Origin of the sequence: Pseudoalteromonas sp. SG44-1 (assembly GCF_014164315.1) — a bacterium.
Lineage (GTDB): Bacteria > Pseudomonadota > Gammaproteobacteria > Enterobacterales > Alteromonadaceae > Pseudoalteromonas > Pseudoalteromonas rhizosphaerae.
The window spans coordinates 1-15358 of the sequence record NZ_JACJEW010000034.1 but is presented as its reverse complement, the minus strand read 5'-3'; the positions used below and the strand labels follow the sequence as shown (position 1 = coordinate 15358).

The window sequence follows — 15358 nt, the reverse complement described above, 5'->3', positions numbered from 1 at the left end:
TTCGAATCCCCTTGGGGACGCCATTTACTTTTTTTAAGTAATGTGCAAGAAAGTGTGACACCGCACTCTCTATACACAACGTTAACAAGAGTACTAATCTCTTGGGACGAAACTTACTATTTATTAGTAAGATAGCTTTTATTAAAAAGCCTGTAACATCAGTTTAACTGCATTTCTATAGTTACTTCAGAATTATTCATCCAAGTTAAAATCTAAAAATTAAATATTTTATATAATAACTCCTAAATTTTATTAGTATCTTTCCCTTTCTTATATTCAGCTTAAATAAACTTCATCTATGTTAGCGTACATATAAACGTCCAAATAAATAGGAGGTTATATGGCAAGTGGATGGGCACGAGAGGGTGCAATTCAAGATCAAATTGATGCCAGCGTTAATGATGCTGTGCAATATGCTAGAAGTAATTTAGTTTCTGGAGCTAGTGCCGAGCTATGTGAAGAATGTGATGAACCAATACTACAAGCACGAAGGCTCGCGTTACCTGGTGTGAAGTATTGTGTAAGTTGCCAAGCTGAACTAGAAGGTAAAGGCACGCTTTCTAAAGGGTTTAACCGACGTGGCAGTAAAGACAGTCAATTACGATAAAAAGGTGCATACAGCACCTTTTTTAATATCGTATCAGAGTTGAGCTTAAATAAATAAAAAGCGGATTAGCAAACCTATTACATATATTTGCTAAAATTTACTCATATTTTCTTTCTTCTGAATTAATTCAATTGAGTAGCCATCTGGATCTTTTACAAAAGCAATTTCTGTTGTGCCGCCTTTAACAGGTCCTGGCTCACGGCTAACATTGCCGCCAGCGGCCTTGATATCAGCACAGGCTTTATAGATATCATCAAACTCAATCGCGATATGACCATAGGCATTGCCTAAATCATAGCTGTCGGTATCCCAGTTATAGGTCAGCTCAAGTACTGCTGTGTCTTTTTCATCGCCATAGCCTACGAAGGCGAGGGTATAGCGGTACTCTTCGTTATCAGCACGGCGTAACTCTTTCATGCCGAGTACTTGAGTATAAAACGCAATTGATTTATCTAGATCAGCAACCCGTAACATGGTGTGTAATAAACGCATTTAAACCCTCTTTAAAATTCACATAAATTTTTGATAACGCAGCTACTCTGTAACTACTGCTGCGCTGTTAAAATATCAATAATCCGATTATAAATTATTTCTGTGAGCAACACAGTATCATTGCCATTAGTATTTATAAACTGCACAACGACTGTATCGATATCTTTATAATAACGAGCAATGCTTGAATACCCTAATACCCAACCTGTGTGCTCATATTTATAGAGTGATGCGTACAAAGCTTGCTCTTGTTCACTAAAAAATGTGCCATTATTTAATGCCACAATAAAGTCGCCCACATCTTGTGCTGTTGCCACATACCCTTGATCAAGTGCTTTAAAATCATTTTCGTAGCCAACATAATAGCCACTCATTAATAGCGCTAAATTTATCTCATTTACAGACTCGAAGGTATTCGTTAAGCCCAATGGCGTTAAAATCTCGTTTTTAATAAATTGGTTATGGTCATAACCCAGCACATTAGACATGATTTTCCGCAGCAACAAATAATTAGTATTAGAATAGCCGTAATCAGCATTAGGACTAAAGTCAGCGGGAGTATCGAGTACTAATGCAAGCGGGTCGGGGTAGGTGATTGACCAATCAAAATGATCAGTGTCTGTGTAATTGGGTATGCCACTTCTGTGCTTTACCATCATTCGTAGTGTTATCTTATCTGCATTTTCAATGCGTCCAATTAATGATGGAAGATAATCAGCCAGTGTTTTATCTACATCAATACGTCCAGCGGCTGAAAGTTTGGTTAAAGCTGCTGCATCATATAACTTTCGAATGCTGCCAATTTTAAAAAGTGCACTAGGGTAAGCGGGGATTTTTTGATCTCGATTATGCCAACCGTTTGCAAAAAATTCAGGTTGCTGTCCTTGTCTATGAATATACACAATAATGCCATCGACTCCTTGTTCAATAGCCTCTTGTGTTTGTTCTTTGATCGTCGCCGGTAGCGGTTGCAAGTAATATAAAGCAAACTGCCAAGGGGCAAAAAAGTATATGCTCATGATGGTGACAATAAATGCAGCAATGCGCATTAAAGTAAGCGTTTTTTTGTTCTTAACTAGCATTATCACGCATCCGCTTCATTTATTTTTGTAGTGTCAGGGTCAGTTCTTTAATCTACTATACTTCGTATTATTTACTCTGTCTTATCTTTAAATTCTGACGTGATATTGCCTAATATTAACATTAGCTTAGCACACCAAGTTCTATTAAAGTGGCCTAGAATTATAACGCACTAAACAGCAATATCGTGTGACATTGCTGTTTCGTTATAAGGAGTTCGGCTGTATTAAAGTATATTTTTACTTTTGAACTTTGCCCTTAAGAACATAGATTTCACCATCAAAACTCCCTTGAATCGTCAAACCTTGTCCTGCTAACTCTTTAAGGTACTCTATATGTTCCTCAGTAATATGCTGTCCCGGCACCAAAAGAGGAATACCTGGTGGATAGGGGGTGACTAAACCGGCACAAATACGGTTGTTACTTTTACCGATAGGCACAGATTCACGCTCGCCATAAAAGGCATCGCTTGGAATACACGCTAAGTCTATTGCTGGTAGATTCTCAGGCAAGCGAGATCGTCGCGTCGATTTTGACAACTTGACTTTACCGCTGTCGAGTTTTTTGAGCGCATTATAAAGACGAATTATTTTTGAGCGCGTGCCGCCAAGCGTCAGTAACACTAAGATGGTGCTGTGAGTGTACTTCTCTATTTCTAGGCCAATTTCATCCAGCAGGTATTTATGAATATCCTTTAATGAATAAGGTAATTCGCTAATATCGATGAGAATTTTTAGCGGATCGTGACCCATGTTATCACCACTAAAGTGCGGAAATATTTCCATAAAGTCTTGCTTACCTAGTACTTTAATTTGTTTGAGTGAAGCCATCTGTTGTTTAAATTCTTCCACATGGTTCAACAAAGCATTGAGTAACTTATAGCCTTCCATCTCTAACTGCTTTTGGCACACGTCAAGCGATGCGATAAGCTGATATTTTGGCGATGTACTGGCGTAAATACTGTAAATCTCGCGAAAGAAATCAGCATCAAAATCGGGATCGTTAACATGAATATAAGACGCCTGAGAAAACGCCGATACCACTTTATGTGCTGAATGGGTGACGTAGTCAGCGCCAGCATGAATGGCGGAATAGTATCGTAGGCTTGGATGAAACAGAGAGTAAGCAAACCACGCTTCGTCAATAAATACTTTAATACCATGTTGATGGGCAAACTCTACCACCTGTTTCAGATCGCTCAGTAGGCCATCGTAAGTACAACCGGTGAGGACTAGCAATTTCGCATCGGTATTTTGTTCTATCGCCTGTTTAATGTCGGCCAACGACGGCGGCGCGAAGATGCCATATTTTGGATTTAAAATACTCGACAAATAAACAGGTAAACTCGCTGATTGTAAAATGCCATAGTGCACAGATTTATGACAATTGCGGTCGATAATCACTTTATCGCCCTTGCGCAGCAATGTCTGCAAGATGATTTTATTTGAGGTAGACGACCCATTGGTAACGAAATAGGTATGCTTAACCTCAAACGTCGCCGCTGCTGACTCTTGCGCACGGCCAATGGTATTGGTGCTATCTGATAATGATCCTAACGAATCAACAGAAACCGACAGATCGCCCACGAACACATTACGACCATAAAACTGATAAAAATCTTTAATATAAGGAGAATTTCTAAAGCTCGAGCCGCCACTGTGACCTGGTGTATGCCAAGAATCGTTTGCTTCGCTAACATAACGGCGATACGCAGTCCAAAATGGGGTTTCTGAGCGGTCATCGAAATCGTTGATCATATAGCCTAAAATTGCTTCAGGATCAGAAATCACCTCATCTTTAAAAAAGAAAGACTCAATCTCCTCCGACTCATTAACGATTTCTAGCCCCTTCGTATCATCGCCAATAACATAAACAGGCAACTCAAGGCGGATCCCCTTTAACTGCTCGATAAAGCGACTATAAGTGCGCTCGCCAACCTTATTTTGCAAATCCCAGCTAAGCACTACGGCCTGAATATCGCCATCTTCCTCTACAATGTCCAATGCTTGTTTTAGCTCAAGACGCTCAATAATATCGATATGAATATCATCTCGCTCAAAATTTGGGATGGTTTTCGACAGATTAGTAGAAAGCTCTTGCAAGGTGGCGGGGTCTTGCTCAATTAACAAGATACGAAGTATAGGTAACATAGGAATTCTCGCAATAAAATTTCATAATGCTCAACAGCATAACTAAAGGATTGACGCTTGTGAAATTAATACTTTGAAAATATTCTAATAATTACGCCAAATCACGAATAAACAGATTTTATTTAAATTGATTTACAAGGTATGGAAAATGAAAGGTGCCAAAGTTAGGCACCTACTTTAATAAACAGAAAAAAAGACTGGAATGCGAATTAATCACTGAGCTTATTCTTATAAGCCTGATAATTGAGGTTTATAATTAATAATCGTTTAAAATGAAGGTGTTTTATCTACAGGTTTGGGTCTATATCTACTCAGTTTTATCTTTAAACTCACACAAGTCTTCAATAATACAGCTGCCTCATTTTAGTTTGCGGGCTATGCAAACATAACGGCCATGTAATATTAGCCAATGGTGTACGTCTACTTTAAATTCTTTGGGGATCACTTTTTCAAGCTTTTGTTCAACCGCGACCACGTCTTTACCCATAGCAAGCTTAGTACGGTTTGATACACGGAATATATGCGTATCTACAGCAATGGTTGGCCAACTTAGATATAAGGAAGGAAGATGTAACTAGCTTTCAAAATGCTGGTAGTTGAAATCCTAAAGAGCAAAGATCATGTGTTTGCATTAGGCATCATCGGAACTTTTAGTTACAAAGTTAATTTGGTAACTCATATTAACTGTGTTGTAGTTGATATAATTACAGCACGAGATAGGGAATTATGTATGAAAGAGGATATTGATGAGCTAAAAAGTGAATTTCAAGCAAAACTTCTATCTTGGAATAATATAAAAAGTAAAAAAATTAAAGTTACATTTATATTCATATTTTTCGGTTTGATTGGATTAAAGGTTTTTACTACTATCTTAACTGTTGATTGGCTTGCAGGGTTAATATGATGATCACTTTTCGCCCACTTAACAAACATGATTTTAACTATTCAAAAGTTATAGACCTTTTTTTCGAAGCTTTTCCAAAAGTTCACAGACTACCAGAATGGCTTGTTAAATACAGAATGAGGAATGGAAAAAATGGCTTTGATATTATTTATGATAATAATAAATGGGTTGGTTTTCTCTACACTAAAGAATATAAACAAATTATCTGTGTAAAGTTTTTTGCTATATCTGAATTGCTCCGCTCAAGTGGTTACGGAAGCAAAGTAATGGATTCTATGAATGAAAAGCATTCAAATAAAAGAATAGTACTCACTATTGAGGAGCTTGATGAAAAGACAGAAAACTATCAACAAAGAGTTAAGCGCAAAGCGTTTTATGAAAAAAATGGGTTCAGTTCTACCGGGTTTATCATAAAAGAGCCAGCTGAGCGGCAAGAAGTCCTTATACGTGGTGGAACTATATCTAAAGAAGAAATAGAAGCTATGTACAAGCATTTTTTAGGAAATTTATTGTTTTCTTTACTTAAAATCGAAGTACTAAAAATTGAATAAGAATACCGTCATTTTAATGTAATTAGTTAGTCATTAGCAGTTAAATAATGCATGCAAAAAACCAACAGCAAAGATAAAAATTTAAAGTTTACTTATTGGCTCAAAAAAGAATAAACATTATTCAGTCTTGTCTTTAAACTCACATAAATCTTCAATTATACAGCTGCCACATTTTGGTTTACGGGCAACACAGGTATAACGTCCGTGCAGTATGAGCCAATGGTGTACATCTACTTTAAATTCTTTGGGGATAACTTTTTCGAGCTTTTGCTCAACCGCAACCACGTCTTTACCCATAGCAAGCTTAGTGCGGTTTGAAACACGGAAAATATGCGTATCTACAGCGATGGTCGGCCAGCCAAAGGCGGTGTTAAGTACTACATTAGCAGTTTTACGGCCAACGCCGGGTAGGGCTTCTAGGGCTTCACGATTCTCAGGCACTTTGCTGTTGTGCTTATCAACTAAAATTTGGCACATTTTGTACACATTGGCAGCTTTAGAATTAAACAAACCGATGGTTTTAATGTAATCGCGAAGTTTATCGTGGCCTAAATCTAAAATTGCTTGCGGCGTATTGGCGACGGGAAAGAGCTTACGGTTGGCTTTATTTACCCCAACGTCAGTTGCTTGTGCTGATAGCGTTACCGCAACTAACAGTTCAAACGGGCTTGAATATTCAAGCTCGGTTTCTGGATGTGGGTTTTGCTCGCGCAAGCGAGAGAGTATTTCGTATCGTTTTTCTTTATTCATGCAACTTAAACGCACAGTAAATACTGTGCGCTTCCCCTTAAGTTAAACTGGTGACCCTTGCTCGTGGGCCTTTTTCGGCCACTGGTGGTGCTACTTGTTTTGCTTTTATTTGCGCATCAATGACATTTTTAGCAGCAATCAGTAAGCCCAAACCTAAAAATGCACCGGGTGGTAAAATAGCGAGCAAAAATTGATTATCAAAACTAAATACTTCAATGCGTAAAACCGATGCCCATGGGCCCAGTAGTAAATCGGCGCCATCAAATAAGGTACCTTGGCCAATAAGCTCACGCATTGCGCCAAGCACAACCAGTACTACCATAAAGCCAGAGCCCATCATTAAACCGTCAAACGCTGATAAATGAATCGGATTCTTAGAGGCATACGCTTCAGCGCGGCCGATAATAGCGCAGTTAGTAACTATCAGTGGAATAAATATTCCTAGCGATTGATATAAGCCAAACGTATAGGCATTCATTAATAGCTGCACTATGGTTACAAAGCCTGCGATAAACATCACAAATACAGGAATGCGGATATCTTTTGGCACAAAATTACGCACCGCAGAAATTGTGACGTTCGAGCCAACTAATACCAGCAGAGTGGCTAAACCGAGGCCCATCGCATTGGTTATCGTTGATGTTACGGCCAGTAGTGGGCACAAACCGAGTAATTGCACGAGGGCAGGGTTGTTTTTCCACATTCCTTCGTTAAACAGTTCTTTTAATTGACTCATGGCTCACCTACTTGGCATGCGTTATCAGCACTAAATACCGCATCGAAATTGTTTTTTGAGAATAACACAGCGTGTTTTACTGAGCCAACCACGGCGCGTGGTGTAATGGTAGCGCCAGTGAATTGATCAAAGTCTCCGCCATCTTTTTTTACTGCCCAGCGAATATCGTCGTCATCAAGTACAGTTTTATCTTTAAATGAGGTGATCCAAAGAGATTTTTTCATTTCTACTTTATCACCAAGACCAGGCGTTTCTTCGTGTTTAGTAACACGTACTCCGGCAACGTCCCCGTTTGCAAATACGGCAGTTAATAAACTTATATCGCCGCTATAACCTTTTGGCGTCACGTGGCGCATTACTAAAGCAACAGGTTGGCCACCCTTGCGAGCACGATAAACGGTTTGTGGTTTATTACCAAGTAGTGGATCATCAATGATGGCACAATCTTGATAAAGAGTATTATCGTAAAAATTAGGGGCGAGTACATCTTGCAGCTGTAATGAAAGTTGTTTGCGCTCTTGCTCTGCAATACTGTCAGCCGTGAGGTTATGGATAATACCAACAGCGCCGGTAGTGAGCAGGGCAAACAGGGCTAAAATAGCGCCATTTTTTGTCATTGATGAAATAATCATTTATTCACCCCATGGCCATAAGTACGTGGTTGAGTGTAATAGTCTATCAGTGGCACGGCCATATTGAGTAGTAACACAGCAAACGCCATGGCATCTGGGTAACCGCCAAAAGTACGGATCAAATAAACTAATAAACCAATCAATGCGCCGTAAATTAACCGGCCGCGATTAGTGGTAGCTGCCGAAACCGGATCCGTGGCTATGAAAAAGGCCCCTAACATGGTTGCGCCACTAAATAAATGAAATACCATACCAGGCTCAGTACCAGGTGCTGCGATATAACCAATTGCGCTGCACACAGCAATTGATGCAAGTACACCAACTGGGATATGCCAATTTATAACTTTGGCTTTAATAAGGTATAAGCCACCGATTAAAAAGCCAAGATTTACCCAGCCCCAACCTTGTCCTAACCAACTATTAAAAATAGCGGCTTGCATGCTTTCAGATACGGTTAAACCATGAGCGATATCAGTCTTGATGGTATCCAAAGGTGTGGCCATTGTTACGCCATCAACCCCAACTCTAAGTTGATCAACACTAAAACCTGCACTGGTAAAGCCATTAAAAATAACGCTAAGCTGTTGAGTAAGACTAATTGGGTTTGCCAGTAAGTCACTAACTGGCATCCAAGTGGTCATTTGCACAGGGAACGAAATAAGCAATAACACGTATGCAGCCATGGCAGGGTTAAATAAATTGAAACCAAGGCCACCATAGAGCTGTTTAACAATGACGATGGCAAAAAAGCTACCGATCACAATAACCCACCATGGGGCGAGTGGCGGAATACTTAATGCTAATAAGACCGCAGTAAGCCATGCACTGCCATCTCCAAGCGCAGGCCATACAGGGCGCTTGCGAATAAGCATAATAATGGCTTCACTGATACTAACCGTGACTAACGCTAAAATTAGCTGGATCAATACACCCGTACCAAAAAAATACAGTTGTGCGATAAGTCCAGGAATACAGGCTAAGATCACTGTTTGCATCAACCTGCTAAGTGATTTATGACTGTGGCTATGCGGCGAACTGGCCATAGTTAGCTTCATTACTTATCACTTCCTTCTTGTTGTAATTTTTTAGCCTTTGCACGGGCAATCGCTGCGGCAACAGCGGCCTTTTTCTTATCTTGTGCGGTCTGTTCTGGTTTATCTTCAGCGATTTCAGCTTCGTTTATCGCTGTAGCCGAAGTTTCATTTTCAGCATCGTCGTTTTCTACGCTTGCTGCTTGTTCAGCTTTTGCAGCCTTTTTCGCTTTCGCGCGGGCAATGGCGGCAGCGACAGCGGCTTTTTTATCATCGGCAGGTAAGGCTGTAGCGACTTCACTTTCAGAATTGTCGTTTTCTACGCTTGCTGCTTGTGCAGCCTTTTTCGCTTTCGCGCGGGCAATGGCGGCAGCGACAGCGGCTTTTTTATCATCGGCAGGTGAGGCTGTAGTAATTTCACTTTCAGAGCTGTCGTTTTCTACGCTTGCTGCTTGTGCTGCCTTTTTCGCTTTTGCACGAGCAATAGCAGCAGCGACAGCGGCTTTTTTATCATCGGCAGGTGAGGTTGAAGTAACTTCACTTTCAGAACTGTCGTTTTCTACGCTTGCTGCTTGTGCTGCCTTTTTCGCTTTTGCAAGGGCAATTGCAGCAGCGACAGCGGCTTTTTTATCATCGGCAGGTGAGGCTGTAGCGACTTCACTTTCAGAGTTGTCGTTTTCTACGCTTGCTGCTGGTTCAGCCTGTGCTGCCTTTTTTGCTTTAGCACGAGCAATTGCAGCGGCTACAGCGGCTTTTTTATCATCAGTAGGTGCAGCAGTCGTGTTATCGCTTTCATCTTCTGATGCCGCCGCTTTTTTCGCTTTAGCGCGGGCAATCGCAGCGGCCACGGCTGACTTTTTATCATCCGGATCAGCAGCTGTACTGCTTGCGGCTTTTTGCTCTTTGTATTTGCGAGCTTGCTCTTTGCGCGCTGCGCGCTCTAATGCTACGTCACTGTTATCTGGTTCAAGCGTTGCTTCTTGATTTTGTTTTTTAGCTTTGGCGCGAGCAATTGCAGCGGCCACAGCTGATTTGTCGTCATCTTTTGCTGGTTTGTTTTTAACGCGTGCTAGAGCATCGGCAATTTTTTGTTTTTCGTCAGCCGATTTTTCAGCAGCTGGTTTGCGTTTATGGCGATTTTGTCGTGCTTCTTGCTCCCGCTCTAGGCGTTGTTTTCGAAGTTCAAAGCGCTCTTTCGCACGTTCAGCTTTAACTTGCTCAGCTTGCTGTTCTTTTATTTCAACTTTAGCCACACGGTAATACTGCACCAGCGGAATTTCACTTGGGCACACATACGCGCAAGCACCGCATTCAATACAATCAAACAGGTTATGCTCTTTCAGTTTGTCGTATTCTTTTGATTTAGCAAACCATTGTAGTTGCTGAGGCAACAGTGAAGCAGGGCAGGCATCAGCACAAGCACTACAACGAATACAGGCTTTTTCAGGGCCGGGCTCTGCCAGCTCATCATGATCTGGGGCTAAAATACAGTTAGTGGTTTTTACCACGCCGATACGCACCGTTGGCAAAGTAAAGCCCATCATAGGGCCGCCCATTACAACGCGTTGCTGTGGCACTGGTGAAAAGCCTTGGCAATCAAGTAGATGTTTTATTTCAGTGCCTAATAAAGCCCATACATTACCCGGATTATGAATTGTATTACCTGTTACCGTAATAACACGTTCAATTAGTGGCTTACCTTCATAGACAGCTTGATGAACAGCAAATAAAGTGCCGACGTTTTGTACTAACACACCGATATCTGCTGGAATTCCCCCACTAGGGACTTCTTTATTGGTAAGTAGCTTAATTAATTGCTTTTCACCACCAGAAGGATAAACAGTAGGAACTGTTTGAATGATTATTTTGTCATTATACTCAGCCGCTGCCTGCATGGCTGCGATGGCCTCTGGTTTGTTATCTTCTATACCAACGATAGTAAGTGTTGGTGTAAGCAATTGCTGCATGATCTCTATGCCAGCAATAATGCCTGCAGCATGCTCACGCATTAGTACATCATCAGCAGTAATATAGGGCTCACATTCCACTGCATTAACAATAAAATACTCAATTGCTTTGCGACTATCTGCTTTAATATAAGTTGGGAATCCTGCACCGCCCATACCGGCAATACCACGGTCATGAATAATATCGATAAGTTGCTCGTGAGAAAGCTGGCTTGGTGTTGTCACCGGTGCTAACGCACACCAGCTATCTTGGCCATCGGGCTCAATAATTACACACAATTCAGGCAATGCCGATGGATGCGCAGACGGCATTTGGCAAATATCAGTAATAGTACCAGAAGTCGGGGCGTGTATTGGCACCGACCAATTCGCAACAGGCTTTGTAAGTGCTTGCCCTTTAAGTACCTGTTGGCCTTTTTCGACGATCAGTTGACCGTTAGCACCAATATGTTGTTTTAATGGCACAACGAGTTTGTCAGGCAAAGGTAAACGGGCGATTGCTTGACTGTTGGAAATTGTTTTTTGTCCCGGTGGATGAATGCCACCTGGAAACGGCCACACTTTACCTTGTTTTATCTGTGCGATTAGCTTTTCCATAGGGAGCCCTTAATCAATCTGTGTTACTGGAATTGCATCTAGTTGCCATTTCCACGTTTGCTTAGTGGTTTCTACAGGCAGCATATCAATACAGTCAACAGGACAAGGTTCAACACATAAGTCACAACCCGTACATTCATCAATTAAAACAGTATGCATTTGGCGCGTGGCACCAACAATGGCATCGACAGGACAAGCTTGAATACATTTGGTACAACCAATACATTCATCTTCACGTATATAGGCAACGGTTTTTATCGGTTCAGCTTGTTCGCCACCGGCAAGGGGTTTAGCTTCAACACCCATTAAGTCAGCTAATTTTTTTACTGTCGCATCGCCACCTGGTGGGCATTTATTAATTTCATCGCCATTGGCGATGGCTTCTGCATAAGGGCGACAACCCGGATAGCCACACTGGCCGCACTGTGTTTGCGGTAATATAGTATCGATCTGTTCAACAATCGGATTACTTTGCACTCGATAGCGCACAGCAGCAAATCCTAAGATCAAACCAAAAATGAGTGCTAGGGTTCCCAGCGCAATCAAGGCATAAAACAAGGTCATGTTAAAACTTCACTAATCCTGTAAAGCCCATAAAGGCCATCGACATTAAGCCTGCGGTGATCATCGCAATCGATGCGCCTTTAAAGGGGGTAGGTACGTCAGCAGCGGTTAAGCGTTCACGAAGAGCTGCAAATAATACCAGTACCATAGAAAAACCAACAGCAGCGCCAAAGCCATATACTGCAGATTGTAAAAACGTATGATCCTCTTTGACATTTAGTAACGCAACACCTAAGACCGCACAGTTTGTGGTGATCAAAGGTAAAAATATACCGAGTAAGCGATACAGCGTAGGGCTGGTTTTTCTGACTACCATTTCGGTAAACTGAACCACCACAGCAATCACTAAAATAAAGCTTAGAGTACGTAAATACGTGATATCAAGTGGGATCAAAATATATTGATTAACTAGATAGCTTGTTACAGAGGCAAGTGTTAACACAAAAGTGGTCGCAAGTGACATGCCTATAGCTGTATCCAGTTTGCCAGATACACCCATAAACGGGCATAGACCTAAAAATTGTACTAACACAAAGTTATTAACCAGTACTGTGCCGATCAACAGCAATACATATTCTGTCATGTTCGCCTCAAGCTATAATAAACGCCGACATTATCCTTTTTTATTGGCTGTTTAACAACACGTAGAAGGTAAATAAACGGCTCATTTAATAATGATAGTGAATTGCATTTAGAATTTTATAGCATGATAAATAAAGATTAACTGTTCATTAACCTAGTTACTGACATTTGGAATGATAAAGCAGATCAGGGGAGGGGGAAATAAACTACTAGAAAACTAAAAAGGTGCTCAAAGCACCCTTTAGATTGATTAAATATCTTTTGGCTTTTCGATGTAATAACCTTGCACACCATCAAGACATAAAGTTTCAATAATGTGTTTTTCTTCTTGGCTTTCAACACCCTCAGCAAAAACGCTAACACCAATTCGATGCGCGAGGTCGACCATTAAACGCATAAAGTATTGGTTGTTTTTATCTTCTTCAAGGCCGCGAGTATAGCTTGCATCCATTTTGATAAAGTCAGGTTTTAAATCGCGGAAAAACTTAAACGAGGTTAAACCAACACCAAATCGTTCTACCGTGATCCGAGCACCAACACGGTGGATCATATCTATAAAGCGTTTACTGGCTTTAATATTTTGCTGTAAGCCAAATTCACTCACTTCGAATACCAGTTTTGAGGCAATATTTGTGTCTTTTAATAAACGTCGCTCTAGCCAAATTACGAACTGATCATTGTGTGCGCTTGAGGCGGTAACATTCAAACCAAAGAATTTTTCAGAGAAATTACGGCTCTTAATTTTTTCCAGTGATGAATTAATGATTAACTGATCAATTTCCATCGCCATATCAAGCTTTTCAGCCATAGCTAAAAATGAAGCGGTAGGCAATACTTGGTTTTCTGTTGTTTTAAAGCGCACTTGAATTTCAGCGTAGGCCTTCATGCTTTTACCAATTGGCATAATGTTTTGCATTACCAAATGTACACGCTCAGCTTCAATGACTTCATTAATCACTTTACGCCAGTTTTGATTGCCAAATCCTGCACTTACATTATTAACTAAATCAGTTTCGCGTTGTATATGCCAGGCGTTAGCTTGTTTTGATTGGGCCATGCTCATAGCATTGTCTACTATCGAAAGTAGCTCACCTAAGGGTTTGCCTTTTTCATAAGCGACGATCCCAGTATTTGCTACTGAGCTTAATTCTTGGTTTTGCTGATATTGAGTAAATCGAGATTGTAAGTTATCACCAAAACGTTCAGATTCCTTTAGAGGAGTGTTAGGCAGCACAATCGCGAAATCTGAGCTATTCAAACGAAAAACTTTACTGCCTGTATATGTGCCGCTGATATGTTTAATAATATCAGCCACAGCTTTGACATACTCGTCACCTTTTTGGTAACCACGAGTTTGGTTGATTGCTTGTAATTCGCTACAACGAACCATTGCCAAAGAGCCAAAGGTGCTTTTTTCACTGCTTTCAATGTACTTCTCATAATATTCAACAAACATATTACGGTTGCCAAGTTCAGTAACTACATCTTTATAAGCTTCTTGCTTGATAGAATGTGCGGCATTTTGAATATCATCATGCTTACTTTGTAAAAAGTGCGACAGGCGATTAAAGCTCGGCACTAGGTCAACGCCCAGTTGTTTTATTTTGCTGCTATTAATCGCTGTTTCAAGACCGGTGTTGACTTGATTTTGATTGATATAAACATCAATTATCTCAGCCACTGTCATGCTTATATTTCTATTTAGCTTACTAAACATGGTTTTCATGAACACAATGGGAATAATTGCCATTAAACCTGACACTAAAATAACAATAAACATCGCTTGTTGGAGTATCAACCCAAGGTTATTGGCATTAATAGTAAATTCAACTTTGATATCAGACGCTTGATTAACAGCAAATTGAGGACGGATAGAGTTAAAGCTGGTGTTAACTAATTGCGCAATGGCTGGTAATGAAGTAGGGGATGTAATATTTATAAGTTCTTTACCTTGCTGATCACGCAAAATAAATGAAGAAAAAGTATTACCGTCAGCAAGCACTTGCTGAAGTTTATCTGGTGCTATTTCAGCAATAGAATGTTTACTAATATAGTTGTTTACCACTGATTGCGTTTTATGTTGTGCATCGCTTACTGCGTTGTCAAACGCTGACGCAACAAAATAGCCACCAATACTTGCAAACAACATCCAAGATATTAATTGAATAAATATGAGTTTTTTGAAACCAGCCATGTCTTATTCTTTTTAGTAGATCAAAGGGAAGGAATCAGATCCTTGATTAATCAAATTATTTTACACTTATTAAATGTGTATTAAAAAGAAATATTTTGATTGTAGTAGAGTAGTGGAATTGTTTAGGAAAGTCTAATTGATTCTTTAAGTTGGCTCCCCCTCCCCGACTCGAACGGGGGACCTGCGGATTAACAGTCCGTCGCTCTAACCAACTGAGCTAAGGGGGAACTACGATACTTAAATTTTATATGATTTGGCTCCCCCTCCCCGACTCGAACGGGGGACCTGCGGATTAACAGTCCGTCGCTCTAACCAACTGAGCTAAGGGGGAACAATAATCATATTACATAAACTTGGCTCCCCCTCCCCGACTCGAACGGGGGACCTGCGGATTAACAGTCCGTCGCTCTAACCAACTGCGCTAGGGGGGAGTCGTTTATGCCTGAAACGACTGGCTCCCCCTCCCCGACTCGAACGGGGGACCTGCGGATTAACATTCTGTCGCTCTCACCAACATCACG

Annotated in this window: 14 protein-coding genes, 3 tRNA genes and 1 pseudogene; 3 read left to right on the top strand and 15 right to left on the bottom strand. The window is 40.7% G+C overall.

Features of this window, described 5'->3' with window-relative positions; genetic code table 11:
* Positions 1 to 340: 340 nt before the first annotated feature.
* A complete protein-coding gene (locus H5187_RS15480; RefSeq protein ID WP_145240701.1) occupies positions 341 to 607 on the top strand; it encodes a DksA/TraR family C4-type zinc finger protein in 267 nt (88 codons plus the stop codon).
* Between the two features lie 90 nt (positions 608 to 697).
* On the opposite strand, the gene gloA is transcribed toward H5187_RS15480, so the two are convergent.
* The 4 genes and pseudogenes from gloA to H5187_RS15460 form a co-directional block, all read right to left on the bottom strand.
* Positions 698 to 1099, bottom strand: coding sequence for a lactoylglutathione lyase (gene gloA, locus H5187_RS15475; RefSeq protein ID WP_145240703.1), 402 nt, complete (start codon positions 1097 to 1099; stop codon positions 698 to 700).
* A 53-nt stretch (positions 1100 to 1152) separates the two neighbouring features.
* On the bottom strand, positions 1153 to 2184 hold the full coding sequence (locus H5187_RS15470; RefSeq protein ID WP_182794763.1) for a serine hydrolase: 1032 nt from the start codon (positions 2182 to 2184) through the stop codon (positions 1153 to 1155).
* 234 nt (positions 2185 to 2418) lie between these two features.
* A complete protein-coding gene (locus H5187_RS15465; protein WP_182794757.1) occupies positions 2419 to 4329 on the bottom strand; it encodes an aminotransferase class V-fold PLP-dependent enzyme in 1911 nt (636 codons plus the stop codon).
* A gap of 358 nt (positions 4330 to 4687) precedes the next feature.
* Positions 4688 to 4876: pseudogene (locus H5187_RS15460) on the bottom strand (endonuclease III); the annotation flags it as partial.
* Between the two features lie 39 nt (positions 4877 to 4915).
* On the opposite strand from H5187_RS15460, the gene H5187_RS15455 reads away from it, so the two are divergent.
* Both H5187_RS15455 and H5187_RS15450 read left to right on the top strand, forming a co-directional pair.
* Positions 4916 to 5233, top strand: coding sequence for a hypothetical protein (locus H5187_RS15455; protein WP_149980691.1), 318 nt, complete (start codon positions 4916 to 4918; stop codon positions 5231 to 5233).
* Positions 5230 to 5784 (top strand): GNAT family N-acetyltransferase, encoded by a 555-nt coding sequence (locus H5187_RS15450; RefSeq protein WP_182719342.1) that lies wholly within the window; start codon positions 5230 to 5232, stop codon positions 5782 to 5784. Before H5187_RS15455 ends, H5187_RS15450 begins: the two co-directional genes overlap by 4 nt.
* 117 nt (positions 5785 to 5901) lie before the next feature.
* Here the strand turns inward: H5187_RS15450 and nth are convergent, their stop codons facing one another.
* The 11 genes from nth to H5187_RS15395 form a co-directional block, all read right to left on the bottom strand.
* The gene (gene nth / locus H5187_RS15445) at positions 5902 to 6534 is read right to left on the bottom strand and encodes an endonuclease III (RefSeq protein WP_182798017.1); all 633 of its coding nucleotides are present in this window, start codon (positions 6532 to 6534) and stop codon (positions 5902 to 5904) included.
* Positions 6535 to 6571: 37 nt separating this feature from the next.
* Positions 6572 to 7270, bottom strand: coding sequence for an electron transport complex subunit E (locus H5187_RS15440; RefSeq protein ID WP_145240717.1), 699 nt, complete (start codon positions 7268 to 7270; stop codon positions 6572 to 6574).
* The gene (gene rsxG, locus H5187_RS15435) at positions 7267 to 7902 is read right to left on the bottom strand and encodes an electron transport complex subunit RsxG (RefSeq protein WP_182794755.1); all 636 of its coding nucleotides are present in this window, start codon (positions 7900 to 7902) and stop codon (positions 7267 to 7269) included. Before rsxG ends, H5187_RS15440 begins: the two co-directional genes overlap by 4 nt.
* The gene (gene rsxD, locus H5187_RS15430) at positions 7899 to 8957 is read right to left on the bottom strand and encodes an electron transport complex subunit RsxD (protein WP_182760209.1); all 1059 of its coding nucleotides are present in this window, start codon (positions 8955 to 8957) and stop codon (positions 7899 to 7901) included. The genes rsxG and rsxD overlap by 4 nt, the downstream gene beginning before the upstream one ends.
* Positions 8957 to 11497: an electron transport complex subunit RsxC gene (gene rsxC, locus H5187_RS15425; protein WP_182798016.1), complete on the bottom strand. Its 2541-nt coding sequence runs from the start codon at positions 11495 to 11497 to the stop codon at positions 8957 to 8959. Before rsxC ends, rsxD begins: the two co-directional genes overlap by 1 nt.
* A 9-nt stretch (positions 11498 to 11506) precedes the next feature.
* The gene (gene rsxB, locus H5187_RS15420; RefSeq protein ID WP_145240725.1) at positions 11507 to 12061 is read right to left on the bottom strand and encodes an electron transport complex subunit RsxB; all 555 of its coding nucleotides are present in this window, start codon (positions 12059 to 12061) and stop codon (positions 11507 to 11509) included.
* Position 12062: 1 nt separating this feature from the next.
* A complete protein-coding gene (gene rsxA / locus H5187_RS15415) occupies positions 12063 to 12644 on the bottom strand; it encodes an electron transport complex subunit RsxA (RefSeq protein WP_145240727.1) in 582 nt (193 codons plus the stop codon).
* Positions 12645 to 12893: 249 nt separating this feature from the next.
* Positions 12894 to 14837 carry an EAL domain-containing protein gene (locus tag H5187_RS15410; RefSeq protein ID WP_182719347.1) on the bottom strand — a complete coding sequence of 648 codons (1944 nt, stop codon included), beginning with the start codon at positions 14835 to 14837 and terminating at the stop codon, positions 12894 to 12896.
* A gap of 150 nt (positions 14838 to 14987) precedes the next feature.
* Positions 14988 to 15064 (bottom strand) — tRNA-Asn (locus tag H5187_RS15405).
* A gap of 27 nt (positions 15065 to 15091) precedes the next feature.
* A tRNA-Asn gene (locus tag H5187_RS15400) sits at positions 15092 to 15168 on the bottom strand.
* Positions 15169 to 15191: 23 nt separating this feature from the next.
* A tRNA-Asn gene (locus tag H5187_RS15395) sits at positions 15192 to 15267 on the bottom strand.
* Positions 15268 to 15358: the final 91 nt, after the last annotated feature.